The sequence below is a fragment of the Mucilaginibacter sp. P5_A4 genome (genome assembly GCF_056400605.1).
Map to the genome: position 1 here is coordinate 14,808 of NZ_JBFUKX010000011.1, position 24,239 is coordinate 39,046.

General features: G+C 43.8%; 19 protein-coding genes and 1 tRNA gene. 13 read left to right on the forward strand and 7 right to left on the reverse strand.

The window, feature by feature from the left end:
* Window positions 1-75: 75 nt before the first annotated feature.
* The 3 genes from AC1DQW_RS09055 (at window position 76) to AC1DQW_RS09065 (ending at window position 3,819) form a co-directional block, all read left to right on the forward strand.
* Window positions 76-2,067: an alpha-L-arabinofuranosidase C-terminal domain-containing protein gene (locus AC1DQW_RS09055; protein ID WP_477453792.1), complete on the forward strand. Its 1,992-nt coding sequence runs from the start codon at window positions 76-78 to the stop codon at window positions 2,065-2,067.
* A 675-nt stretch (window positions 2,068-2,742) separates the two neighbouring features.
* Window positions 2,743-3,327, forward strand: coding sequence for a Crp/Fnr family transcriptional regulator (locus AC1DQW_RS09060; RefSeq protein ID WP_477453793.1), 585 nt, complete (start codon window positions 2,743-2,745; stop codon window positions 3,325-3,327).
* Window positions 3,328-3,432: 105 nt separating this feature from the next.
* Window positions 3,433-3,819: a VOC family protein gene (locus tag AC1DQW_RS09065; protein ID WP_477453794.1), complete on the forward strand. Its 387-nt coding sequence runs from the start codon at window positions 3,433-3,435 to the stop codon at window positions 3,817-3,819.
* Window positions 3,820-3,975: 156 nt separating this feature from the next.
* Here the strand turns inward: AC1DQW_RS09065 and AC1DQW_RS09070 are convergent, their stop codons facing one another.
* The gene (locus AC1DQW_RS09070) at window positions 3,976-5,460 is read right to left on the reverse strand and encodes an aldehyde dehydrogenase (NADP(+)) (RefSeq protein ID WP_477453795.1); all 1,485 of its coding nucleotides are present in this window, start codon (window positions 5,458-5,460) and stop codon (window positions 3,976-3,978) included.
* Window positions 5,421-5,648 carry a hypothetical protein gene (locus AC1DQW_RS09075; protein ID WP_477453796.1) on the reverse strand — a complete coding sequence of 76 codons (228 nt, stop codon included), beginning with the start codon at window positions 5,646-5,648 and terminating at the stop codon, window positions 5,421-5,423. The genes AC1DQW_RS09070 and AC1DQW_RS09075 overlap by 40 nt, the downstream gene beginning before the upstream one ends.
* A 200-nt stretch (window positions 5,649-5,848) precedes the next feature.
* Here AC1DQW_RS09075 and AC1DQW_RS09080 point away from each other — a divergent pair, with 200 nt between their 5' ends.
* The 3 genes from AC1DQW_RS09080 (at window position 5,849) to AC1DQW_RS09090 (ending at window position 9,355) form a co-directional block, all read left to right on the forward strand.
* Window positions 5,849-6,181 (forward strand): hypothetical protein, encoded by a 333-nt coding sequence (locus AC1DQW_RS09080; RefSeq protein WP_477402111.1) that lies wholly within the window; start codon window positions 5,849-5,851, stop codon window positions 6,179-6,181.
* Between the two features lie 137 nt (window positions 6,182-6,318).
* Window positions 6,319-6,663, forward strand: a complete 345-nt coding sequence (locus AC1DQW_RS09085) for a winged helix-turn-helix domain-containing protein (protein WP_477453797.1) — start codon at window positions 6,319-6,321, stop codon at window positions 6,661-6,663.
* Window positions 6,664-6,796: 133 nt separating this feature from the next.
* Window positions 6,797-9,355: a TonB-dependent receptor gene (locus AC1DQW_RS09090; RefSeq protein ID WP_477453798.1), complete on the forward strand. Its 2,559-nt coding sequence runs from the start codon at window positions 6,797-6,799 to the stop codon at window positions 9,353-9,355.
* A 64-nt stretch (window positions 9,356-9,419) separates the two neighbouring features.
* On the opposite strand, the gene AC1DQW_RS09095 is transcribed toward AC1DQW_RS09090, so the two are convergent.
* The 3 genes from AC1DQW_RS09095 to AC1DQW_RS09105 form a co-directional block, all read right to left on the reverse strand.
* The gene (locus tag AC1DQW_RS09095; protein ID WP_477453799.1) at window positions 9,420-9,878 is read right to left on the reverse strand and encodes an organic hydroperoxide resistance protein; all 459 of its coding nucleotides are present in this window, start codon (window positions 9,876-9,878) and stop codon (window positions 9,420-9,422) included.
* 135 nt (window positions 9,879-10,013) lie between these two features.
* Window positions 10,014-10,190, reverse strand: a complete 177-nt coding sequence (locus AC1DQW_RS09100; RefSeq protein WP_477453800.1) for a hypothetical protein — start codon at window positions 10,188-10,190, stop codon at window positions 10,014-10,016.
* A gap of 8 nt (window positions 10,191-10,198) precedes the next feature.
* Window positions 10,199-10,999: a DUF1223 domain-containing protein gene (locus tag AC1DQW_RS09105; RefSeq protein WP_477453801.1), complete on the reverse strand. Its 801-nt coding sequence runs from the start codon at window positions 10,997-10,999 to the stop codon at window positions 10,199-10,201.
* A 459-nt stretch (window positions 11,000-11,458) separates the two neighbouring features.
* On the opposite strand from AC1DQW_RS09105, the gene AC1DQW_RS09110 reads away from it, so the two are divergent.
* Window positions 11,459-14,728, forward strand: a complete 3,270-nt coding sequence (locus tag AC1DQW_RS09110) for a family 78 glycoside hydrolase catalytic domain (protein ID WP_477453802.1) — start codon at window positions 11,459-11,461, stop codon at window positions 14,726-14,728.
* A 566-nt stretch (window positions 14,729-15,294) separates the two neighbouring features.
* Here AC1DQW_RS09110 and AC1DQW_RS09115 read toward each other — a convergent pair.
* Window positions 15,295-17,433, reverse strand: coding sequence for a PKD domain-containing protein (locus AC1DQW_RS09115; protein ID WP_477453803.1), 2,139 nt, complete (start codon window positions 17,431-17,433; stop codon window positions 15,295-15,297).
* A 463-nt stretch (window positions 17,434-17,896) separates the two neighbouring features.
* On the opposite strand from AC1DQW_RS09115, the gene AC1DQW_RS09120 reads away from it, so the two are divergent.
* Entirely contained in the window at window positions 17,897-18,763 is an 867-nt protein-coding gene (locus tag AC1DQW_RS09120) for a helix-turn-helix domain-containing protein (protein ID WP_477453804.1), read from the forward strand.
* A 134-nt stretch (window positions 18,764-18,897) separates the two neighbouring features.
* Here AC1DQW_RS09120 and AC1DQW_RS09125 read toward each other — a convergent pair.
* Window positions 18,898-18,985: transfer RNA gene (locus tag AC1DQW_RS09125), tRNA-Ser, on the reverse strand.
* A gap of 262 nt (window positions 18,986-19,247) precedes the next feature.
* On the opposite strand from AC1DQW_RS09125, the gene AC1DQW_RS09130 reads away from it, so the two are divergent.
* From AC1DQW_RS09130 to AC1DQW_RS09150, 5 genes are all read left to right on the forward strand, one after another.
* Entirely contained in the window at window positions 19,248-20,219 is a 972-nt protein-coding gene (locus tag AC1DQW_RS09130; protein ID WP_477453805.1) for a polyprenyl synthetase family protein, read from the forward strand.
* 87 nt (window positions 20,220-20,306) lie between these two features.
* A complete protein-coding gene (locus AC1DQW_RS09135; protein ID WP_477453806.1) occupies window positions 20,307-20,792 on the forward strand; it encodes a group II truncated hemoglobin in 486 nt (161 codons plus the stop codon).
* Window positions 20,793-20,829: 37 nt separating this feature from the next.
* Entirely contained in the window at window positions 20,830-21,621 is a 792-nt protein-coding gene (cdaA, locus tag AC1DQW_RS09140) for a diadenylate cyclase CdaA (protein ID WP_477409045.1), read from the forward strand.
* A gap of 165 nt (window positions 21,622-21,786) precedes the next feature.
* Window positions 21,787-22,350, forward strand: coding sequence for a ribosome recycling factor (gene frr, locus AC1DQW_RS09145; RefSeq protein WP_477453807.1), 564 nt, complete (start codon window positions 21,787-21,789; stop codon window positions 22,348-22,350).
* Between the two features lie 73 nt (window positions 22,351-22,423).
* Window positions 22,424-24,181, forward strand: coding sequence for an ABC transporter ATP-binding protein (locus tag AC1DQW_RS09150; protein ID WP_477453808.1), 1,758 nt, complete (start codon window positions 22,424-22,426; stop codon window positions 24,179-24,181).
* Window positions 24,182-24,239 lie beyond the last annotated feature (58 nt).

The following is a 24,239-nucleotide window of genomic DNA, read 5'->3' on the forward strand; positions in this document are numbered from 1 at the left end:
ATTAAAAAGATATATATTTGTTAATAATTGTTAAAAAAACAATTATTAATTATTAACCTCAAAAAATTAAACCTGATGTCTGTTAAGCGTGTTTTGCCGGCACTATGCCTGGCGATGTTGTTTGTTGCTGATTTGGCCCATGGCCAGGGTAGCTCCGTTTTAGGTGTTCAAAAGGCGAAAATCCCTGCCGCAAAACCCATTAGTAAGGATCTTTTCGGAGTGTTTTTTGAAGACCTGAGCTACGCGGCCGATGGCGGCCTTTACGCCGAACTTATTCAGAACAGTTCATTTGAGTACAGCGCAAGCGACAGGAAAACATGGAACCCGCTAACCGCCTGGGAGTATACTACCGAGGGTTATGGCTACGGTACAATATCTGTAGAAACAGCTAAACCGGTGCACCCCAATAACCCGCACTATGTGCTGCTGAATATTGACGATGCGGGGCAGCAGGGTGTGGGCATTACCAATGCCGGTTACGATGGTATCAGCATCAAAGCAGGCCAAAAATATGATTTCTCTATCTACGTAAGGCAAATATCGGCCAAACCTGTTGGCATGCAAGTGCAACTGTGCGGAGACAAGGGTGCGGTATACGGTACATTTTCATTCCAGACCCAGGCCGGCGCATGGAAAAAGTATACAGGGACTATTACCGCTACAGAAAGCGCCGATTCGGCAAGGCTTACGGTGCTTGGCAGGCAACGTTCGGTATTGGCTATCGACGAAGTTTCGCTGTTTCCGCATAATACCTTTAAAAACCAGCCCAACGGGTTGCGGGCCGACCTTGCCCAGGCCATAGCCGGTCTTGAGCCTAAGTTTCTCCGTTTTCCGGGTGGGTGCCTGGTGCACGGCGATGGCGTTAATAACATATACCGCTGGAAAAATACCATAGGCGCTGTTGAGCAGCGTGCACAACAGCGCAACATCTGGAACTACCATCAAAGCACCGGCCTTGGTTTTTACGAGTATTTTAGATTTTGCGAAGATATTGGCGCCAAACCGCTGCCTGTAGTGGCGGCCGGGGTAAGCTGCCAAAATTCGGGCGGAACCTGGCGAATTGGAGGAACCGGCCAAAAAGGAATCCCCTTGACCGAAATGAAAAGCTATATCCAGGATGTGCTCGACCTGATAGAATATGCCAACGGACCCGCTACCTCGGTTTGGGGGGCTAAAAGGGCGGCAGCAGGCCATCCAAAACCTTTTAACCTGCAGTATGTGGGTATTGGCAACGAGGATAAGCAAACCAATGATTTCAGGGACCGCTTTAAAATGATATACGATGCCGTACGCACAAAACATCCCGAAATTACCATCGTGGGCACGGTAGGCCCCGCACCCTCGGGCGAAGATTATGATCTTGGATGGAAGTTTGCCGACCAGTTATCGGTGCCCGTTGTTGATGAACACTTTTACGAAAAACCCGAATGGTTTCTGAAAAACAATAACCGGTATGACAGCTACCGCAGGCCAAAATCAAAAGTATACATAGGCGAATATGCATCCTGGGGTAACAACCTTATCAACGCGCTTTCGGAAGCCGCTTTTATGACCAGTGTTGAACGTAACGGCGATATTGTGCAAATGGCATCCTACGCGCCGCTGCTGGCCAACCTTAAACATACCTCCTGGAACCCCAACCTCATTTATTTTAATAACAAAACCCTGGTGCCTACAGTAAATTACTATGTTCAGCAATTATTCTCGGTTAACCAGGGCGATGCGTATATTCCCGGTATAGTATCATTTAACCGGCCCGGCGCCCCCGCCGACTCAACCCTGGCTGCCTCATGCGTGCAAAACAGCAAAACCGGCGATATTATTTTAAAAATAGTTAATGCCGGTCCGCAGGCTGTAACTGCCAGTGCAAATCTGTCTGGCCTGGGCGTGGTAGCCGCTAAGGCTGCAATTGATGTGCTGCAAGGCCAGCCTACTGACAAAAACACCATCGATCAACCCAAAAATATCGTGCCGTCACACGCTGAAATCAGTGTAGCGCAACTGGGCAGTTACGCCGTACCGCCTTATTCTTTAAGTGTGATACGCATCAGTTTAAAAGGAAATTAATGCCCATTTAGCCGCCCGTCGGCCGGTTATCTTCGTACCCGGCCGACGGGCGGTATTTGTTTCAATTGGTTAGGAACCAAAAGCTTTCGTTTTCCCCAAAGTGTCAGCAGGGCAGCTTCGGGCGAAAACGGGCAGAACGATGCCGGGCGGTGCGAGGGCAAAGGGAATTAGCTAATTTTGCGTAGGAGGCAAGAGCGGGCGGCGCAAAATTCGCCACCCGTGGTTCTGCCCGTTTTGCAGGGCAAAGGCCCCGTGCGGCAAAGAAGCATTCCTGCTGACTTGAATTTTGGTTACGTTGTTTCAAGTGGCCGTTGCACAACTTAGCCGCGAGAAAAAATACACGTTTTGTAGTCGTTTGACGTGCTGAGATTTCAATACAGACAACCTTGTTTCTATCAATTGTGAATATTTAAATCTCAGACGGTTGATCGGCAAGATTTCAAGCCTTGTAATTTATGCCCTTGGTTGTGCAACAGCCACTCAAGACAAAGTAACAGCCCTCCCGCGGCAAATGAGCGGGCCGATGTTTTCATTTACAACTGCATAACGTTAAAACCCAATACCCCGTTGTGCATAGTTCACGACCCTGTACAGTTCGGGATTGCTTCGTACCTCGCAATGACGGTTTATTTATAGATTTACCAATGATAAACCAATACACTAACATTTGATATTTTGACCAGGAAAGAAATTGATGCATTTATAATAGCTCATTTGCTGAAAAGAATACCAATTTCGGCGACTGAACAGGAGCATTTTTGCTCATTAATGACAGTTCGGAAAGTTTTGCCGAGACAGTATTTATTGCAGGAAGGAGATGTATGTAAGGATGAATTTTTTGTAGTGAAGGGGTTCCTCAGATCTTTTTTTATGGACGACAAGGGAAACCAGCATACCCTCAATTTTGCTATGGAGGATTGGTGGATTTCGGATACCAAAAGCTTTCTTCGGGAAACTCCTTCCTCCATAAATATTATCGCGCAGGAACTGTCTATCGTATTGCAGATCGACAAAAAGAGTATCGACCAGCTATATAAGGATTTCCCGGTTTTTGAAAGATTTTGGAGGATTTTGAACCAGAATTTTAATATAGCACAAAACGAACGGCTTTTGAGCGCCATTTCAATGGACGGCACTCAGCGGTACGAAGCACTGCGTAAAAAATACCCTGCTATTGAAAACCGCATGCCTCAAAAACATATAGCATCCTACCTGGGTATTACACCCGTATTTTTAAGCATGATCAGGAGAAACAGTTAATCCGTTCAACTATTTTAACGTTAAATATTAAAATAATTGAACACGGGATAATTTTTCTGTTTCCATATTTGACCTGTACAATTAACTAAACATAATACCAACGTTATGAAACTTGATCATGCCGCTTTACAGGTGAAAAATATGGATAGCGCGATAGCTTTTTATACCGAAAAATTAGGTTTCGGCTTAAATCACAGGGCCATAAACGAAGATGAGCAGGAGGAATATGCCTTTATTTCGTCTGGCGACGTTAGGATTGAACTGATAAAGGATTTAACTAACAATTATGAACCCGGACCTTTGAAAAAACCATACTGCCCCCACCTGTGTATGGAAGTTGCCGATATGAAAGCGGCCCTTACGAGCCTTGAATTAATGAATATTCAAATTTTAAAAGGTCCGTTAACTATCGAAAATGAAGAAACCTGGGTATATTTTTCGGATCCCGATCATAATGTACTTGAATATATTCAATGGTATAACAAAAAGTGAGTGGGTTGATGAGGCTTTGAAATACCGTGATATGAGAGATAAAATTTCGCGAAACTCTGAAGGGAAATGACGCGATGTCGTTTAGGACCAAACTTACGAAGTTTTTGAAACTTCGTAAGTTTTTGCAATCACGTCATTGCTTATAAAGCGATGAAATTACTTCTTCCACTCATTATCTACCAATCGCCAAATCCCCGTAGGGTTAGCATGCTGCAGGGCCAAAGGCAACAAACCATCCGGACAGTTTTGATAACATACCGGGCGTACCCAGCGTTTTACGGCATTAGTGCCTACCGCGGTAAAGCGGCTATCGGTTGTAGCCGGATAAGGGCCACCGTGCACCATACTGTGGCAAACTTCGACACCCGTTGGTACACCATTAAACAGGATGCGGCCGGCAACAGACGGCAGTAATTGCAGCAGACTTGCATGGGCTGCAAAATCCTCATCGGTACCCATCACCGTTGTGGTTAGCTGGCCCGATACTGATTTTAATACTTTGATCAGCTCCTGCTCATCTTTGCAGCTTACCATTAAAGAGTATGGACCAAAAACTTCTTCGTGCAATAAAGGGTTATCCAAAAATGTTTCGCCGCTAACCAAAGCAACGGTTGGCAGGGCCTCAATATCACTGGTCGCGATGGCCGATTGTTGTATCACTTTTACACCATCCTGCTCCAGGGCGGCATGGCTCTTTTTTTGGTATGCCGAATGGATACCGGCATGCAGCATTTTTGCAGGCTGCACGGCCTCAATACCTTTGCCCAGGCCATCCAGGAAGCTGTAAAGCCCGTCGCTTTCGATGGCTATCATCAGGCCGGGATTGGTGCAAAACTGGCCCATACCCAGGGTAATGGAACCGGCATATTGTGCGGCAAGGTTAGCCGCGTTTTTATATAATGTATCGGGTAAAAATATAACCGGATTTATGCTGCCCATCTCAGAAAATACCGGGATAGGGTTTTTGCGTTGCGAGGAATAATCATATAAAGCCTTGCCGCCTACGGTTGAGCCGGTAAAGCCCACGGCTGCTGTATCCGGTGCCTGAACTAAAGCCTTACCGCTCTCGAACGAAGTGCCATGCACATGCTGAAAAACAAACTGCGGCATATTGCTGCCTGCAATAGCTTTTTTGATGGCGCTGTATACCATTTCGGATGTTTCGGCATGTGCAGGGTGCGCTTTTACCACTACCGGGCAGCCCGCTGCCAAAGCGCTTGCGGTATCGCCACCCGCGGTTGAATAAGCGAAAGGGAAATTACTGGCGCCAAAAACAACCACCGGCCCCAGCGGGATCAGCATTTTGCGTAGATCGGGTTTGGGGAGCGGAGCCCTGTCCGGGATGGCGGTATCAATACTGGCTTCTACCCAGCTGCCTTCGCGCAGCATGGTTGCAAACATGCGCAGCTGACCTGTTGTACGTGCGCGTTCGCCGGCCAGGCGCGGAATTGGCAGGTTAGTTTCTTCGGATGCTTTTTGAAGTAAGACATCGCCCAAAGCTTCAATTTGGGTAGCGATAGCCTCCAGAAACAGGCTTTTTTCTTCGATGCTTGTTTTTTGGTAAGCCTCAAACGCTGCCTGCGATTGCAGCATTACCTGGTTTATTTCTTCAACGCTCGCTTCTTTAAAGTTATTTGCCATAGCAGATATTTGTTTGGATTAAGAACGGTTTGATCCGTTAATATGTTTAAGCAAATATATCTAAAGTGAGCCGAAAGCTGTGGGTATTTTCTATCTGGTAGTAACAGGATTTTGTCTTTTTTATAGCCCTTCCAGGTTGTGCCGAACTTGTTTTGGGCATCATAGCGTGCCGAAACAAGTTCGGCCATGACTTTAATCCTTAGCTTGCCTTGTTTTAATTAATATTTAATATATACTTGTTTTCGGTAAATTAAAGTTACCTTTAGGAAATTCCATCCCAAGCAAACACCGCATACCTTAAGCGTTGCCATTTTATAATACGGTGATAGTTAAGCTTTAACATAATATCAGCCTTTTACAGGCTGCAGTAACCGTAAAAAAAATTCATATGATAGTCGCTAAACAATCCATTGAAACCGAAACCCGCATGTATATGTACGACCTGCTGAACACTGCCAAAGAATTTGGCTTTAAGGCAGAGGACAGCTGGGAACTGAGCATGGTAACCAATACTGAAAGAATAAAGATCCAGAAAGATTATTATCCAACCATAGCCGCCAAAGTAGGGCCGGAGATTTTGTTGCAGGTGTTTCACACTATTAAAGCACGACTTAATCAGACGTTCCATAAAGAAGAACCCAGGAATGACGGACGTGGTGGGGCTGTAACCGAGGACCTTAATTACCTGGTTGCATTTAACCCTAAAAGACCGAGGACCTAATAAAGCATTACCCCTTTTGTGGTTTTAAAATAACCGATTGCGCTTCCTTTTTAAAATGAGGGGGCGCTTTTTTGTGAAATGGATTTTGCTGCTTTGTTAATGATATATTTGTGCAATGTTTAGTTGTAATTTATAATATGGTAGACAAAGCATTGAGTTTAAACGGCAGGATTTGGTTTGAAACGCCCGATGGTAAGTTATTAGGTCGTGGCCGGGTAGAGCTGCTGGAGCGCATACAGCAATCGGGTTCATTAAGACAGGCGGCTTTGCAAATGAAAATGTCGTACAGGCAGGCCTGGGAAATGATCAGTTATATGAATGAGCATTTTGAGTCGCCGGTGGTTATTTCGCACCGCGGCGGTAAGGGAGGTGGTAGCGCCGAGCTTACCGAAAAAGGCCTTAAAGCTATTGAACAGTTTAAATTGTTTCAGCAAAAGTTCCAGGAGTTTTTAAAAGAAAATAGTTCACTTATCCAGGTCTGATTGATCAAATAAGCGCAATTCCATAAACCGGTAAAACAAACCGGTTTGTTTTTTATTTATCGTTATATAAATAAAAGCATAACGAATTGTATCTTGCAGCCGCATGCATAAAAACTATTACTTATTATTATTGATGTTGTTAGCTTGCAGCTACCTGTTTGCGCAGGGCAGCAAAAAAGCAAAAGATACGGTTGCCAAAAAAAACGATACTGCACAGATAAAAAAGCAGGAGCTTAACGAGGTAGTGGTATCTGCATCACGCATCGGCGAAAGTATTTTACGGTCGCCGGTAAGTATCGAAAAAATAACTGCAGCTGATTTTAAACGGTCGGCAGCACCATCATTTTTTGATGCGCTGGAGAATGTAAAAGGTGTGCAACTGATAACCCCGAGCCTTGGTTTCCGGATAATTAACACCCGGGGTTTTGCCAATACCACCAACGTACGCTTTACCCAACTGGTTGATGGGGTTGATAACCAGGCACCGCATATAGGTGCGCCAATTGGCGATGCTATGGGCCCCAGCGACCTGGATATCGAAAGTGTGGAGATCATCCCCGGTACGGCTTCGGCTTTATATGGCCTCAATGCCATTAATGGCCTGGCTAATTTTATAACTAAAGATCCCTTTACCAGCCAGGGTATCAGCATTCAGCAAAAAACGGGCATCAACCACATTGGCGATTCTGAAACCTCGGCCAAATTATTTTCTGAAACCAGTTTCAGGCTGGCGAAAGCTATCTCCAAAAAGTTCGCCTTTAAAATAAACGGAACTTATACCACGGGCTACGATTGGATTGCCAATAACCGCACCGACCTGAATGCAGCTGCAAATGCCAAATTAGGCATTCCCGGCGGGCCGGATAATCCTGGCTACGACCCGGTAAATGGTTACGGAAATGAATCATCCGACAGGAAAACGGTTACCCTTGGAGGTAAGCAATACTCCATTGCCCGTACCGGTTATGCCGAAAAGGATGTAACCAGCTACAATTTGCACAACGTGAAAGTTGATGTGGGCCTGGCTTATAAAATAAATGATAACACCCGCCTTACCTATACTTATCGCTTTGCCGATTTGGATAACATTTACCAGCGTGCAAACCGTTTCAGGCTATCGGGCTACAATTTACAGCAACACGCGCTCGAACTAAAAAACAATATTTACCAGGTACGTGCTTATTGGACGGGCGAGAACACCGGCAAATCATACAACCTGCGTTCGGCCGCTGAGAATGAGGACCGTAACTATAAAGATGACAATACCTGGTATGCCGATTTTACCAAAGGCTTTAATACCGCAACAACCGGCGGAGCAACGGCACAGCAGGCTTTGCAGCAGGCCCGCCAGCTGGCAGATGCAGGCAGGTACCAACCCGGAACAGCAGCTTTTAAAGCAACGCTTGATAAGCTGGCCGACATCAATAACTGGGATGTTGGTTCGGCCCTGCGGGTAAGGGATGATATGTGGCATGTGGAAGGACAGGTTGATATCTCCAATGCTATTTCATCAACCTTTAAAAAAGAAACCGGGATCGATCTGTTAGCCGGCTTTGATCACCGTACCTACATCATTCACCCGGATGGTAACTACTTTATTAATTATGTGAAGGGTAAAGAGTACAGCAATATTGATTACAGCAAAACCGGTAGTTTTGTACAGGTTGTCAAAGAATTTTTTGATCATGAACTAAAACTATCGGCCACCCTGCGCGCCGACAGGAACGATTATTTCAGCCTGAAATTAAACCCACGCTTTACCGCGGTTTATTCGCCTGTACCCGAACAAAATTTCAGGGTATCGTACCAGAGCGGCTACCGTTTCCCCAGCATTTTTGAAGCCTTCTCCAATGTAAATAGCGGTGGGGTAAAACGGGTAGGTGGTTTAAGGGTGGTATCGAGCGGGGTTTTTGAAAACTCATATATCCGTACCTCTATCGATGCTTTCCAGGCGGCTGTAAAAAATGATTTCAATGCGGGGAGCACTACTAGTGCCGCTATTGAAAAGGAAAAAGGTTTGCTTAAGAAAAACACCTACACTTATTTGCAACCCGAGCATATCAATTCGTTTGAGGCAGGCTATAAATCTCTGTTTTTTGAGGGCGATTTAAGTGTGGATGCTGATTTTTACTACAACAGGTATAACAATTTCATCGGGCAGATTGAGATTAACGTACCTAATACCCAAAAAACAGATTCCATCCCGTATTACCTTAACGACAAAACCAAACAAGCCCGCTACCGCGCCTGGACAAACTCGCAGAGTACCGTTTACAACATTGGCGGAAGTTTGGGCTTGCAGTATAAAATATGGCAAAAGTTTATCCTGTCGGGCAATGTATCTTACGCCAAACTACAACGTACGGCCAATGAGGATGCTTTGGAGGATGGCTTTAATACCCCGCAATGGATCACTAATTATTCATTCGGGGGTAACCGGGTAATAGGCAATTTTGGGTTTAATGCAACTTACAAATGGCAAAGCGGTTTTTACTGGCAGTCGTTTTTAGTTAATGGTAATGTGCAGGCTTACGGTACTATTGATGCGCAGGTTAATTACGATTTCCTGAAAACGGGGCTTAACGTTAAAATTGGGGCAAGTAATCTGACCAATAAATACTATTACTCCTTTTTAGGCGGACCAGCCATAGGCGGTTTTTATTATACCACGCTCACACTTAATATAAAGTAAATTCCTGATAAAAAAATAGCCTGCCCGGTAAACACGGGCAGGCTATTTCTGTACAAGGGACGGCTTAGATCACGTTGATCTCAACGTTGATGTTGCCCCGTGTAGCTTTAGAATACGGACATGTCTGGTGAGCTGCATCTGCCAGGGCCTGGGCAATTTCACGTTCTATACCTGGCAGGCTTATGTTAAGGCGAGCCTGGAGGGAGTAAGCATCGCCGGTTAAAACCAAATCTACTTCGGTGTCAACAGCCCCGTCGGCGGGGAACCTTACTTTCATTTTACCAGCTGCAATTTTCATTGCGCCAATAAAACAGGCCGACCAGCCAGCGGCAAACAATTGCTCTGGATTGGTGCCGCCGCCCTGGGTGCCGGGAACAGAAAGCTTAATGTCCAACCTGTCATCAGAGCTGCGTGACGAGCCGCCATCGCGGCCACCAGTAGTGTGGGTTTTACCTGTGTATAATACTTTTTCGGTTTTGGTTTCGGCGATTGCGGAGGCATCTCCTATTTTGTTATTTTCCATTGTTTTATTTTTTAAATTGTTTTTATTGTTAATCAAAAGTACAGCTGTATTGCCTTGGCGCCTATCACCAAATGGCTTAAGACGGCCAAATTGAACCTGAGTTAGACATTTTTAAAGCTGGATTATACATCCTGGTTAATGCAAAGATTTGAACGTCGCGCGGAGTTCTTGTTCTTCCTTTTTACCACGCCCGATCATCCGGCAATCCTGTGGGTTACTTTCAAAAGGAGCGCTTGCAAGAAACGACATTGACAGTAACGATATCAGGCCGATAATTAACCTGTTTTGACCGTATTTGCTAAGTGTGTTCATGATGCTTATTATTTTGCTGTACCTGTTGCGTTGTTGAAACTGGCCCTGGCGGCGGATAAAATTTCGCCGCTGGTTTGGTCTTGTATCAGCCCTAATACTTCCCAGTTTTGAGCGTTGAACTCTTTTGGTAATATAAGGGTACTACTGCCGGTTCCCGTGGCATCAAGCGCGGTACGGTGTATTTTGCGGACTATTTGTACATGAGATAGTGTGTGACCGGCGTTTTCACCACGTTCTACTTTGCTTTGTGCGGCTTTTTGTACGATTGCTACAAGTAAACTAATATCCTTAAGGCCCTTGTCTGACTGATATTGTATTATAAGCTTTTCTCCCTCCTGGCGAGCCTGGAGTGCCAGGCTTGCAGAAGGCTTAATTGCCAGCTGATTCGAGATAGCATTGCGAAGCGCCGGCTCATCCGAGCCTACAAATTCTGCCGTTCCGTTTACAACAACCTGTGGTGTATAAACCTGGGCGCTAAGCCACTGCCCGTATTGCATCTGCCTTTTCGAAAAATCGGCGCTGCTAAAAACATCTTTCCAGCCCAGGCGGTTCCAATAATCTACGTGGTAAGCCAGTAAATAAACAGCTTTGCCTTGTGCTTCCTGCTGTATTTTGGCCAGCAGCTCATCTGCAGGCGGGCAGCTTGAACAGCCTTCTGATGTAAACAGCTCCAATACCGCGAAACCATTTCCGGCAGTTTTTGCCGCATTTTTTTTAACAGGGATTTTATCCTCACCCATAAAGGCCATGATGGATAAGGCACTGATAATAAATCCTGTGGTAATTGCTAAAATTCTGATAGATTTCATTTTCTTTTTGATTTGTACCGCAAAACTATTTTGAAGGCGGGCGCTCGGTTAGCTCAAACTGGTCTGGTTGGACATAATCCCCGGGGAGTCGGGTAAATCGGGTGCTGAAGCGGACAATCATACCCGTCATGAATCCGGCTCGGAAACACGCGGCAAGAGAGGCTCAAATAGGCCAGGGATGTGCAGCTACTGGGGTATGGGTTTTAGAAGGGAATACCATGACTCGTCGACAATATTGCCGGGTTTCTTATTTTATAAGAAACCTCATAGGCTTAATTAAGATATTGAACCTAAGGAGTACAAGTGCATCTCCCTTAATATCCGATAAGACAGATAAGGATAGTAACACCATCAGATTAGTTTAGGTTTGATAAGCCATTATACCCGCAAATTCCGGAACCCATGCTGTTATTCAATTTTCCTGGAAAAGAGAATTGTTGGTTGTTTATAAAATTCTAAATGGATACCAAAGACATGATGCAAAAACAAATTAAGCTCCTCCTTCTGCTATGCCTGCTCAACACACATTATTTATATGCTAAAACAATAGCGGGGACTTTACCCGTTAAGTTAGCCTGCGAATTAATGCCCGATCCATTAGGTATTGACATAAAAAATCCCGGCTTGAGCTATGTTTTAAAATCATTTCAAAAAAACCAGAGGGACGTACATCAAACCGCCTATCAAATATTGGTATCCAGCACTCCTGGTTTCAAAAAAGGGGGTGATTTATGGGACTCAAAAAAAGTGATGAGCGATCAAATGGCATACATCCAGTACAAAGGTAAAGCGTTAATATCCGGGCAGAAATACTGGTGGAAGGTAAGAATTTGGGATCAGGCTGGTCACCAATCTTCCTGGAGCAAAACGGCAAACTGGACTATGGGCATTCTCAACCCAAATGATTGGAAAGCCAGCTGGATAAGCGCACCTGGCGCAGAAAAATATGCCTTAAGCCCGGTTGGTTTTAAATCTGCAGATGCTCAATCAGCGGGTGTAAATAAATGGGTCCAGGTTGATCTGGGTAAGTCTTCCTCCTTTTCTGAAGTAATGTTGTATCCCATGTTTTTCGCTGATCAGGCGGGTTATGCTTTCCCCGTGAGATATAAAGTATCAGCTTCTGATGAACCATCCTTTAAAACAGAAACCCTTATAGCCGATTTTACCCGGCAGGATTTTAAGAATCCCCGTTTTTCCCCGGTTCATCTTCCAACAAAAGATATCACCGGGAGGTATGTACGCGTTACTGCAACCCAGCTTGCTCAAAAGGAAACCGGTTATTCCTTTGCTTTAAGACAAATTGAAGTGCTTTCAGGAGGGAAGAACATAGCTGCCGGTAAACCGGTAGCTGCCCTGGACAGTGATGACAGTAATGGATTTTCCAAAATAAACCTTACAGACCGGGTTAGCGATTATAAAGATTTCCCCAATTACTCCTCCATGCTTTTGCGGAAAGAATTCAGCGTGAAGCCGGCCCTTGTTCGGGCAACCATCAATATAAGTGGCCTTTCGGCATATGAACTGACTATTAACGGCCATAAAATTGGTGATTACCTGCTTACACCGGGATGGACAGATTATCGTAAAACAATTTTGTACGATACCTACGATGTTACCCAGCAGCTAAAAAAAGGCGACAATGCTATTGGCATTATGTTGGGTAACAGCGTTTATAATATACAGCCGGATACAACAAGGTATGTGAAGTTTCTGACAACATTTGGCCCTGCCAAGGCTATAGCACAGCTAAAGCTGGAATATGCTGATGGTTATGCCGAGACCGTGATAACAGATAAAAGTTGGAAAGCATCGCCCGGACCTGTAACTTATTCGAACTTATACGGCGGTGAAGATTTCAATGCAAATCTTGAACCACATGGATGGAGTAACGCAGGTTTTATAGCAGGCAAACACTGGGTGCCTGCTTTGGAAACTTCCGGTCCGGGTGGGGCATTAAAAGGCCTTTCTGCAGCTTCGCCTCCTGTAAAAGCTATTGACTCTATCTCCCCCGTTAAAATAAACAAGATCAACGACCATGTCTGGATCTATGACTTTGGTCAGAATGCCTCCATGATGCCGGCACTCCGGGTTAGCGGGCAAAAAGGATCACGGGTTCGTATGATACCATCAGAGCTGCTTGGAGAAAATGGCCTGGTTGACAGGCGTTCTGCAACACAGGATGGGGTAAGGCCCGCTTGGTGGGAATATACGCTGGCAGGAACGGGAGATGAAAAATACTTTCCTAAATATTTTTACCAGGGAGCCCGTTACCTCCAGGTGGAATTGTACGCCCTGGAACAGGGCGGGAATTTGCCAAAAGTTGGGCAGTTAACCGACGTGATTGTTCACTCATCATCCAGGCCGGTAGGCAATTTTGAATGCTCCAATACATTATTCAATAAAATTTACAGCCTGGTACGCTGGGCACAGCGCAGCAACATGATGAGCCTGATGACTGATTGTCCACAGCGTGAAAAAATGGGCTGGCTGGAAGAGAATCACCTCAACGGTCCTGCGTTAAGGTATAATTATGATATGGCCTTGTTATTCAGAAAAACGATGAATGATATGGCGGATGCGCAACTGGAGAACGGTTTTGTGCCGAACATTGCCCCTGAATATTTTATAGCAGGTTCCCCATCGTTAACCAACGGGATGAGGAATTCACCGGAGTGGGGAAGCTCCTTTATCATTGTGCCGTGGCAGCAATACCTGTTCTCGGGTGATGTGTCATTGTTAGAGCGGTACTATGACCGCATGAAGCGATACGTTGAATTTTTGTCCAAAGAATCTGTTAATAATATCATACACACTGGCTTGGGCGATTGGTATGATATCGGCCCGAAAGAACCCTGGGGTTCACAACTTACACCGGTATCATATACCGGGACGGCAATATATTATTATGATAACTGGATCATGTATAATGTCGCTAAAAAACTGAATAAAACTGCAGATGCCGGACTATTTAAAAATGCATCGGAGCAGATTCGTATGGCTTTTAATAGGGAGTTTTACAAGCAGGCAACCGGAACCTATTCAACCGGTTCGCAGGCCACCAGCGCCATGGCTCTTTTCTTTAATTTCACTGAACCGGAAAACCGCGAAAACTTGCTGAATAAGCTGGTTGACGATATTCACAATCATCAGGATAGTTTTACAACAGGGGAGGTTGCTTACCGTTTTCTGCTTCGCGCATTAGCCGATAATGGTCGTTCGGATGTGGTTTATGCTATGAATAATCAATCTGATAAACCGGGTTATGGTTACCAGATTAAGATGGGAGCCACCAGCCTTACCGAAAAATGGGATGCAGGAGTAGGTAATTTTGGCTCACAAAATCATTTTATGTCCGGGCAGATTAATGAATGGTTTTTCAATAACCTGGTAGGGATCAGCCCGGCAGAAGATGGCCCCGGTTTCCGGAAATTTGTAATCAAACCAGATTTTATAAATGATTTGAATTGGGTGAGAGGTAGTTTTACTTCTATAAGCGGAGATATCAGCGTAGCGTGGAAAAGGATTGCCGGCCATTTAGAGCTGGATGTAATTGTCCCGGAAAATACCCATGCGCTATTATACCTGCCAGCTTCGGAACCAAGGCAGGTTTTTGAAAGCAATAAACCTGTATCTGAATCTGTTGGTGTCAAATTTTCCAAATCAGAAGATAACAAATTAGCTTACGATCTAACTTCTGGTAAATATCACTTTGTGGTTAAAAATAATTAATAAACCTTCTATACCGTATTGCCTGATTATAAATAATTTTAAGCGTTAACCTATTTTAATCTGAACGGATACTCCTGAAAAAGCGAACACTATGAGCTTTATAAAAAACGCTGTAAATAATTTATTTACGGCGCTTTTTTTAAAATAGAATGTACCTGGCGGAGAGCTATGGATTTGTTTGCCTCTTAAACCGTTTTAATATTCAATATGTATGCGGATTTTATTTATTACTCATCGAAATACCCAACACTTTTAATCTACTTTGGTATTGCTACAAATGCTATGTTCAAAGGCAGTCAATATTGTGCTATTTATCAATTTAAAGTGCATAAGATAATCTTTTGATCTCTGATTCGAGCCCAGGTCGACGCCACAATTAAAGACCTGTAGTTCATGCTTTATTTTTTATAAGCCCGTCTGCGCCTCAGGAAATGACTGCTACCTGGCCTTCAAATAGATTCATATATTTCGTTTATCGTTGTTAATATTCAGTCATTGCGGCAAACCTATTCTGGCTTTTTCCCCCTGGCTTTCTTGCCAATACATGTGAGTTACTATCAGCCATCCTATTCAACTACCACCCGTACACGTGCAAGGTTTTGGATACGGGTAAAAAGATTTGTGACGTTACCTTGCCGCTGTGACACACCCTTCAATGTAACGAAATAAGTTCCCGGCCTGGGAAACGTATAGGTGGACTTCAGTGTTACACGTGAACCTGTTTTATTAGTTGGTGTAAGCGTGCCTTTAACCGGGAAGGTGCCATTCCCCTCAAAATCCCACGCTGCTGCTATCACTTTGCCGGCGTGCGGAGGCACTTCAATTGTGCCATTAAAAGCAACTGGCTCACCCGGCTTCACTTCGGCCCGGTCGGTGCCGTTGGCCTGCAACGTTACAACCGGCTGTATACCTTTGCGCTCCCCTGCAGAAGCGGGTACAACAACTTGCCCATCCACTATTTTATAATTTGTAGTTGCTGCAGGGGCAAGTCCTTTTTCCACCCAGGCACTTAAATCAAGCAGGGCCTGGTGTAACACAGCGACGTAGCCGACAACGTGGGTTGGAGCATCGGGATTTGATAAGTCGCCGTGATTGGCATGGTCAGTAAACCATAGCCGGAAGTTGTTATCCAGGCTGGCGCCCATGTTTTCCTGCAGTTTGGTCCGGTACCAGTCCGCTTGCCAGGGGAAAGCTTCGCTGTCCCACAACGATTCCACCAAAATCATCTTGCCCTTGAATTTGCCCTTGGGCAGCACTCCGGAAGCAGATTGGGTAAATATTGGCCCCAGCAAAACGGGACGTTGCGGATATATTGGCTTGCCGGCAGAATCACGGAACTGATCCCATACATAATATTCTTTACCCGGCACCTGGTGACGATGATAAGTTTGTACCGCGAGAAAATTCGAATTATCTACTTGCACAGTGTCTCCTGGCTTTACCCGGGCAAGCAAAGTGGGGCTGTTGGTAGGGCTAAGAACAACTTTATCATTCGCGGTTTTGATCAATTGCAAAACCTGACCGGCAGCTGCTCCACTTTTTATGATTAAATCCCCACCGATAAAATTAACATCAGGCAGTATGTCCTCCAACTGAAATGCAACAGGCATTGTTCCTTCCTTTTCACCCATGCTCTTCCAGGCAGCATCGGCAGTCCCTTTTTCCTGAGCTGAAAGTGAGTCGGTTAATCCTAACTTGACAGCTTCGTCACTTGTTACCCCTGATTTTATCTTACTTACTTTTTGTATTCGTGCCTTTAACAGAGATGCGGGTGGATTAGCCCCCAGGTAGCCGGGAACGTGCCAGAAATCCTCCTTGAAATACTTTGAATCAAACCTGACTATACTCTGGTAAAGAACTAAAAAACCGTGAACGCCCATTGTTTTATACGCGAACCAGGCCTTTGGCGGAAAACCCATTTTGGTTGCCTCTTGCAGTGCTCCCTTTTCTTCGGCGTTGAGCCCGGCGTCTACAGCCACCCTGCTTCCAGGTTCCAATGCATCTACAATGCCTGGAAGTTTGTCGTGTAGTATCCGCATCGCGTTCATGCGCACGGTGAAGACGTTGGGGATAGCCACAGGCGAACCCATAACAAACGGAACAACTCCGTCCCATACACCTTCGGTGTTTTCAACGCTGCCAAGTGTACGATAAGCACCGCCACTACCACCAAAACCATAACCGTACGGCCGTTTTCCGTTGCCATAAACTTTGGTTGCAACCACCCCTGAAAATTGAGCTGAAGCTGCATTGGCACGGTAAGCGCTGATGGTAGGGTCGGCATTAAATTTAGGCTTAGAAAAATCAATTTTTCCGCCGCCATTCGTCTCTATAAAATACGCACCGCTGGCACCGGAAAAGCTTATCATGTCATCCTCTCCCTTTGCATTTTGTGCAAGATTTTCATTGTCCGGGAAAGGAGTAAAGTATTGAAAAAACCTTCCTTGATACTGTTCTTTTGGCGGAAAGTAAAAAGAGAAACGGGTTTCAGTTCCCTTGAAGCCTCCGTGAACATAACGGTGGCGTATAGGTTTATCCCGCCATTCATCCAAATCCACAAAGGGCTGCTTGAAAAGCGAATCTTTTGTTTTGAAATTTTTAGCAAGTTCCTGGCTTAACTGTGGCAAATTGTTTTGAGCCTTAACAACAGAAGAATAGGTAAGTGCCAGACAAAATAATAGTTTATAAAAATTTATATATCGCATACACAATGATTTTTATTGGTTTACTTTTTAATTATCATTATTTCTCATCGGAAATTCCACAATCCAATAACAATGAAATTTGCCCAATCGGAAAACCGGAGCATTCATTAGTAAATTGCACCATTTTACCTTTGCTTAGTACCATCCCAAAATCTTAATAATTGAAAACTTAAAAAAATACTCCTTTTGCCATTTTTGATACACTATTTACATCCCTTAACTTAAAGAAGAACTATGGTTATCCATGCAAATCACTCTGTCCTATTTGTTACGAATCCGAAAGTCTCTTTTAATTTTTTCCGGGATCGTCGGGACTTCGGGCAGGCAAGCACATCAATAGATATTCGTTACTTTGATCGCGCCCCTGTTCACCTGGCAACCTTGTATTATGATGGCATAATTATTTTATATTTGAATAACGTATTCGAATAGCCACTTATAACACCTGCTTGTTCCGTTTTCAATGAAGAAAGTTTTTAAAGAGCTCGCTCAGCCAATTGACGTCAGTTTTATTGTAAAACAAGAGATTGCGACACAATTTTCCGACCGGTTTCATTTTCATAATGGTTACGAATTTATCTATATTATACACGGACGGGGGAAATTTTATGGCGGCAATATGGTAATGAATTTTACCGAAGGGGATGTCTATTTTTTCGGTCCGATGTTTCCCCATTGTTTTGTAGTAGAACGATCCTCTGTGCTCAGACGTGAAGAAGCTCACGCGATTATTATTCAGTTTAAACACGACTTCTTAGGCAGAGATGTTTTTGAAAAACCTGAATTTCATAAGGTGAAAAAGTTATTGCAGATTGTTCAGTCATCCGGGTTTAAGTTCACTTCACCGAACAAAGCTACAGAGGGATTATTTACTGAATTAACCAAACCCGGATTGAAACCGATTTTGCTTTTACTGGATCTGTTAGACCGTATAACACTGCTCCCAGATAATGAGGTAAAGATGTTGCCTCTCGGGCCTTATGGGACAATTGAAAGGCAACATGGTTTCTCAAAACTGAACGACGTTTACCGGTATGTGTTGGAGAATTTCAAAGAGGAAGTAAGTTTCCAAAAAGCAGCCGCATTTGTATTCATGAACGAAGCCGCCTTTTGCCGCTATTTCAAAAGGCAGGCAGGAAAAACGTTCTCTCAATTTGTTAATCAAGTGCGGGTTATTCATGCCACCTCCCTTTTACACGATAACAACCAAAGCGTCGCCAAAATATGCTATGAATGTGGATTCAACAATCTATCCAATTTCAATCGACAATTCAAAATAATTACCGGCCAATCACCCCTTGTTTATCGAAAACAATGTAACAAATCATAATTATCAGGATAGATAATCAGCTCTTCGGCTATTTATAGGGATTTGATGAATAAATAAGCGATTTGCTTTAAAATACAAAAAGCCTGCAATCATTTGATTCGCAGGCTTTTTGTGTACTTTCATATTGATCCCAGCGGAGAGGGAGGGATTCGAACCCTCGATACCCTTTTGAAGTATACACACTTTCCAGGCGTGCTCTTTCGACCACTCAGACACCTCTCCGGTTTGTTAAATGGATTGCAAAGGTAAAATATTATTGCATTCGCCGGTAATAAAAAAGCGGGTCCTTTTTACAGGGCCCGCTCGCACGAAAACTTTAACTCAACTTAAAAATTATGGCATTCGTTTATATTGACAATAGGTAAGACCAAAGGTTTAATTAACGTAAAAAATATTTCGTGCCAATGCAGATAAACAATTTTAGCTTATGTTTGCCTCATATTGCCACAAGGCAGTTTTACACTATAAAGCTTGTTTAGTTTAAATGCTGAGCATCAACGACATTAAAAAACCTATCGCTGCTGATATCGATGCGTTTGAGGAGAAGTTTAAGTCTTCTATGCAAAGCTCAGTACCATTGCTTGATCGTATTACCCATTACATTGTTAAACGTAAGGGCAAGCAGATCAGGCCTATGTTCGTGTTTTTCGCGGCCAAAATTTGTGGTGGCATTAATGAGTCGACCCACCGGGGGGCTGCACTTGTAGAGCTGCTGCACACCGCGTCATTGGTACATGATGATGTGGTTGATAACTCCTATCAGCGCCGCGGCTTTTTTTCCATTAATGCTTTATGGAAAAATAAAATAGCTGTTTTGGTAGGCGACTACCTCCTGTCGAAGGGATTGCTGCTTTCTATCGAAAATAATGATTTCCAGTTGCTTAGAATTGTGTCAGACGCAGTGAAGCAAATGAGCGAAGGTGAGCTGATGCAGATAGAAAAAGTTCGCCGGATGGATATTGGCGAACCGGTTTACTACGAGGTGATCCGTCAAAAGACGGCATCACTTATTGCTTCCTGCTGTGCCTGTGGGGCTTCATCTGCGGGGGCAAGTGATGAAGTTGTTGAGAAAATGCGTTTGTTTGGTGAAAAAATAGGTATAGCTTTCCAGATCAAAGATGATATGTTTGATTTTGGTACTGATGATGTGGGTAAACCCCTTGGCATTGATATCAAGGAAAAGAAAGTTACGCTGCCGCTGATCTACTCGTTGGCAAATACTACGTCTTCCGAAAAGAAAAGAATCATCAATCTGGTTAAGAACCATAATGATGAGCCGGATAAAATTGCCCAGATCATTAAATTTGTGAACGAAACCGGTGGTCTGCAATACGCAGAAACCCAAATGAAAAAATACCAGGACGAGGCTTTTGCCATACTGAACACCTTTCCCGATAGTGATTCGCACAAAGCATTGGAGCAACTGGTACGTTTTACAACCGAACGGAATACATAAAACCTCGTTTAACACCTTATTTAAAATTTATTTGAGCATCTCCGTTGATCTCTGTTAACTTTATCATGTACTAACAGGATTAAACGTATGGCAACAGATCATAAACAAGTTCCTTCACTTTTTGAGTGGGCGGGTGGAATGACAGCATTCGAAACACTTTTTGATAAGTTTTACAACAAAGTTTTGGTCGATGAATTGTTGGAGCCCGTATTTAAACATATGTCGGCGCAGCACAGGCTACATGTGGCACACTTTGTAGCCGAAGTTTTGGGCGGGCCCAAAATATACAGCGAAGAGGAAGGAAGTCATTTTATTATGATAAGCAAACACCTGCAGAAATACCTCACCGAGGCACACCGTAAACGCTGGATGGAACTATTGCTGCAAACCGCCGATGAGCTTTTGCTGCCGGATGACCCTGAATTTCGTTCAGCATTTTTGGCATACCTGGAGTGGGGTACCCGTATTGCTGTAATTAATTCAAAAATGGATGAAACAACTGAGACAATTGATGCGCCAATGCCGAAATGGGGCTGGGGCGTGGTTGGAGGGCCATACCTGGGTGATAAATAACCGCTTCTTAACTTCCCGAAACTTCTTAACTTCGTAAATGCATTCCTTTTTTCTCAACTTTCCAAAGATCACGATCTTCGATATAGTGGATGTGGTTTTGGTTGCCTTTATCATTTACCAACTTTATAACCTCATCAGGGGCACCATAGCCGCCAATATTTTTATTGGGTTTGCCGTGATATTTGCCATGAACCTGGTAGTTAACCAGTTGCATATGAAGCTGCTTACTGCTATACTGGGCAAATTTGTTGATGTAGGGATCATAGCCGTTATTGTGGTTTTTCAGCAAGAGGTACGGCGTTTTTTGCTGCTTGTGGGTAAAAATGCGTCGCTGCAGCGCAATAAGGCCTGGTGGCAGTATTTCTTTGGTAAAAAGGAAGTTGAAAAAAATAATTATGCCCGCATAAAACCAATTATTGATGCCTGTAAAAGCATGAAGCAAACGCGTACCGGGGCGCTCATTGTGTTTGCAAAGTATTATGATGAGCAGTTTTACCAAAATAGCTGCGAGGTGGTTGAAGCCAAAATCTCTAAACGGCTGCTGGAAAGCATCTTTCAAAAAACAAGTCCATTACATGATGGGGCTGTTGTAATATCTGAGAATAAGATTAAATCTGCAAGCTGCATTTTGCCGCTTACCGAAAAAACCGATCTGCCGGCACAGTTTGGACTACGTCACCGTGCAGGAATCGGTGTAACAGAGGCTAACGAGGCGACAGCCATTATCATATCCGAAGAAACAGGCGAAATATCATATGCCAAACAGGGGCGTGTAAAAATGAATATCAGCTTTGCCGAGCTGGAAAAAGTTTTGAATAAGGACTTTTAGGATAGATACAAAAACAGCATTAAAAAAGTAATTTAACATTTGTTATTAAAAACATAGCCGCAATAACTGCGTTAATTGACAAACCTTTACCGGGGCTAACCGATTAACCATATCCGGTGGCGGTAAAATGGTAGATTTTATTATTTTTGTGAAAAATTTAAACCGATGAGCGAACTCATTAAAAAACAAGTAACTGAAGCAAAGGCGTCTATGGATAAGGCCATTGATCATGCCGATAGCGAATTAAATAAAATACGCGCCGGTAAAGCCAATCCATCTATGCTGGATGATGTGATGGTTGACTATTACGGTTCACCAACTCCACTAGGCCAGGTTGGCAGTGTAAATACTCCTGATGCACGTACTATTATAGTACAGCCCTGGGAGAAATCATTACTACCGCTTATCGAAAAAGCCATTAAAGAAGCCAATCTTGGTATTAACCCCCAAAATGATGGGATCATTATCCGCATAAACGTTCCGCCTTTAACTGAAGAACGCCGCCGCGACCTGGTAAAAAAAGCAAAGGCCGAAGCCGAAACCGGTAAAATAGCTGTTCGTAACATCCGCAAAGATGCCAACGAAAAGATTAAGAAATTAAAAACCGAAGGTGTATCTGAAGATGAGATAAAAGTAGGCGAGGCCGAAATTCAAAAACTGACCGACGCCTATATTATCAAGGTTGATCAGCTTTCAGATGCTAAAGAAAAAGATATCATGACGGTTTAATATTAACCTTATGTCAAATTAAAAGGGAATGAGCTACATAGCCATTCCCTTTTTTTATTTTTACTGCCGAAACATGAATATATTACTTTCCTATTTGAAAAAACACCGCTGGATAGTGGTTATGGCGCTTTTTCTTGCTGCCATGAATATTGGGTTTTCATTGCTTGATCCATGGATAACCGGCCGTATTGTTGATCGTGTTATTGAGAAACGCAGCAGTCTTCAATATGAAGAATACCTGCACCAGGTATTGTTGCTTGTTGGCGCAGCTATTGGCGTGGCCATGGTATCTCGCATTGCAAAAAACTTCCAGGATTATTTTACCAATATTATTACTCAAAAGGTGGGTGCCGAAATGTACGCCGATGGTCTGCGTCATTCGCTTGAATTACCTTACCAGGTTTTTGAAGATCAGCGCAGCGGCGAAACCCTGGGCATATTACAAAAGGTTCGGTTGGATTGTGAAAAGTTTATTACCGCCTTTATCAGCATATTGTTTGTATCACTTATCGGGATGGTATTTGTTATTGTGTACTCGGTAAGTGTTAGTTACCAGGTAACGCTGGTATATTTTGCAGCGATACCCATCATCACTTTTGTGAGCATGGCCATGAGCCGGAAGATAAAAACCATCCAGAAAAAGATTGTCTCAGAAACTACAGCCCTTGCCGGATCGACTACCGAATCATTAAGGAATATTGAACTGGTAAAAAGTCTCGGCCTTGCCAAGCAGGAAATCGAAAGACTGAATAACACCACTTATAAGATCCTTGATCTGGAGCTTAAGAAAGTAAAATACGTGCGTAGTATGAGCTTTGTACAGGGTACAACGGTAAACTTTGTACGCAGTGTAATGGTGGTTGTACTATTGATGCTCATATTCAAAACCACCATATCGCCAGGACAATATTTTAGCTTTTTATTTTACTCATTCTTTTTGTTTAACCCCTTGCAGGAGTTAGGCAATGTGATCCTGTCCTGGCGCGAAGCGGAAGTATCCCTGGGCAACTTTAAGGGGATTTTGAGTACGCCTATTGACAAAAAACCTGAGAAGCCGGTATTACTCGAAAAAGTGAATACCTTAACTTTCAGTAATGTTACCTTTAAGCACTTAACTGCCAATCGCAACGCGCTAAACCACATCAGCTTTGAAACCAATACCGGCGAAACTATTGCCTTTGTTGGTCCTTCAGGCTCCGGGAAAACTACACTGGTAAAATTACTGGTAGGCTTATATCAACCATTGGAAGGGGATATTTTATACAACAATATTTTAAGTAAGGAGATCGACCTTGACCAATTGCGCGAAAAGATAGGTTTTGTTACACAGGATACACAGTTATTCTCGGGTACCATTCGTGAGAACCTGCTGTTTGTGCGTCCCAATGCTACCGACGAGGAGTGCATGAACGTATTACAGCGTGCGGCCTGCCAAACCTTGCTGGCCAGGGCTGATAAAGGCCTGAGCACCGTAATTGGTGAAGGTGGTGTAAAAGTATCCGGCGGCGAGAAACAACGCCTTTCCATAGCCCGTGCGCTGTTGCGTAAGCCGGATATCCTGGTGTTTGATGAAGCTACGTCGTCATTAGATTCCATAACCGAAGAAGAGATCACCGAAACCATCCGCAACGTATCCGAACTGGAAAACCATGTTACTATCCTGATAGCCCATCGCCTGTCAACCATTATGCACGCTGATTGCATTTATGTGCTCGAAAAAGGTCGTATAATTGAACAGGGAAGGCATCTTGACCTTATAACTCAGAAAGGCCTTTACTATGCCATGTGGCGCCAGCAAATAGGCGAGAAGCTTACCGTGGAGGTAGAGTAGGGTGCGGATTTCAGATGTGTAAATTTCAGATGTGCAAATTTTGAATCAAGCGACAAGA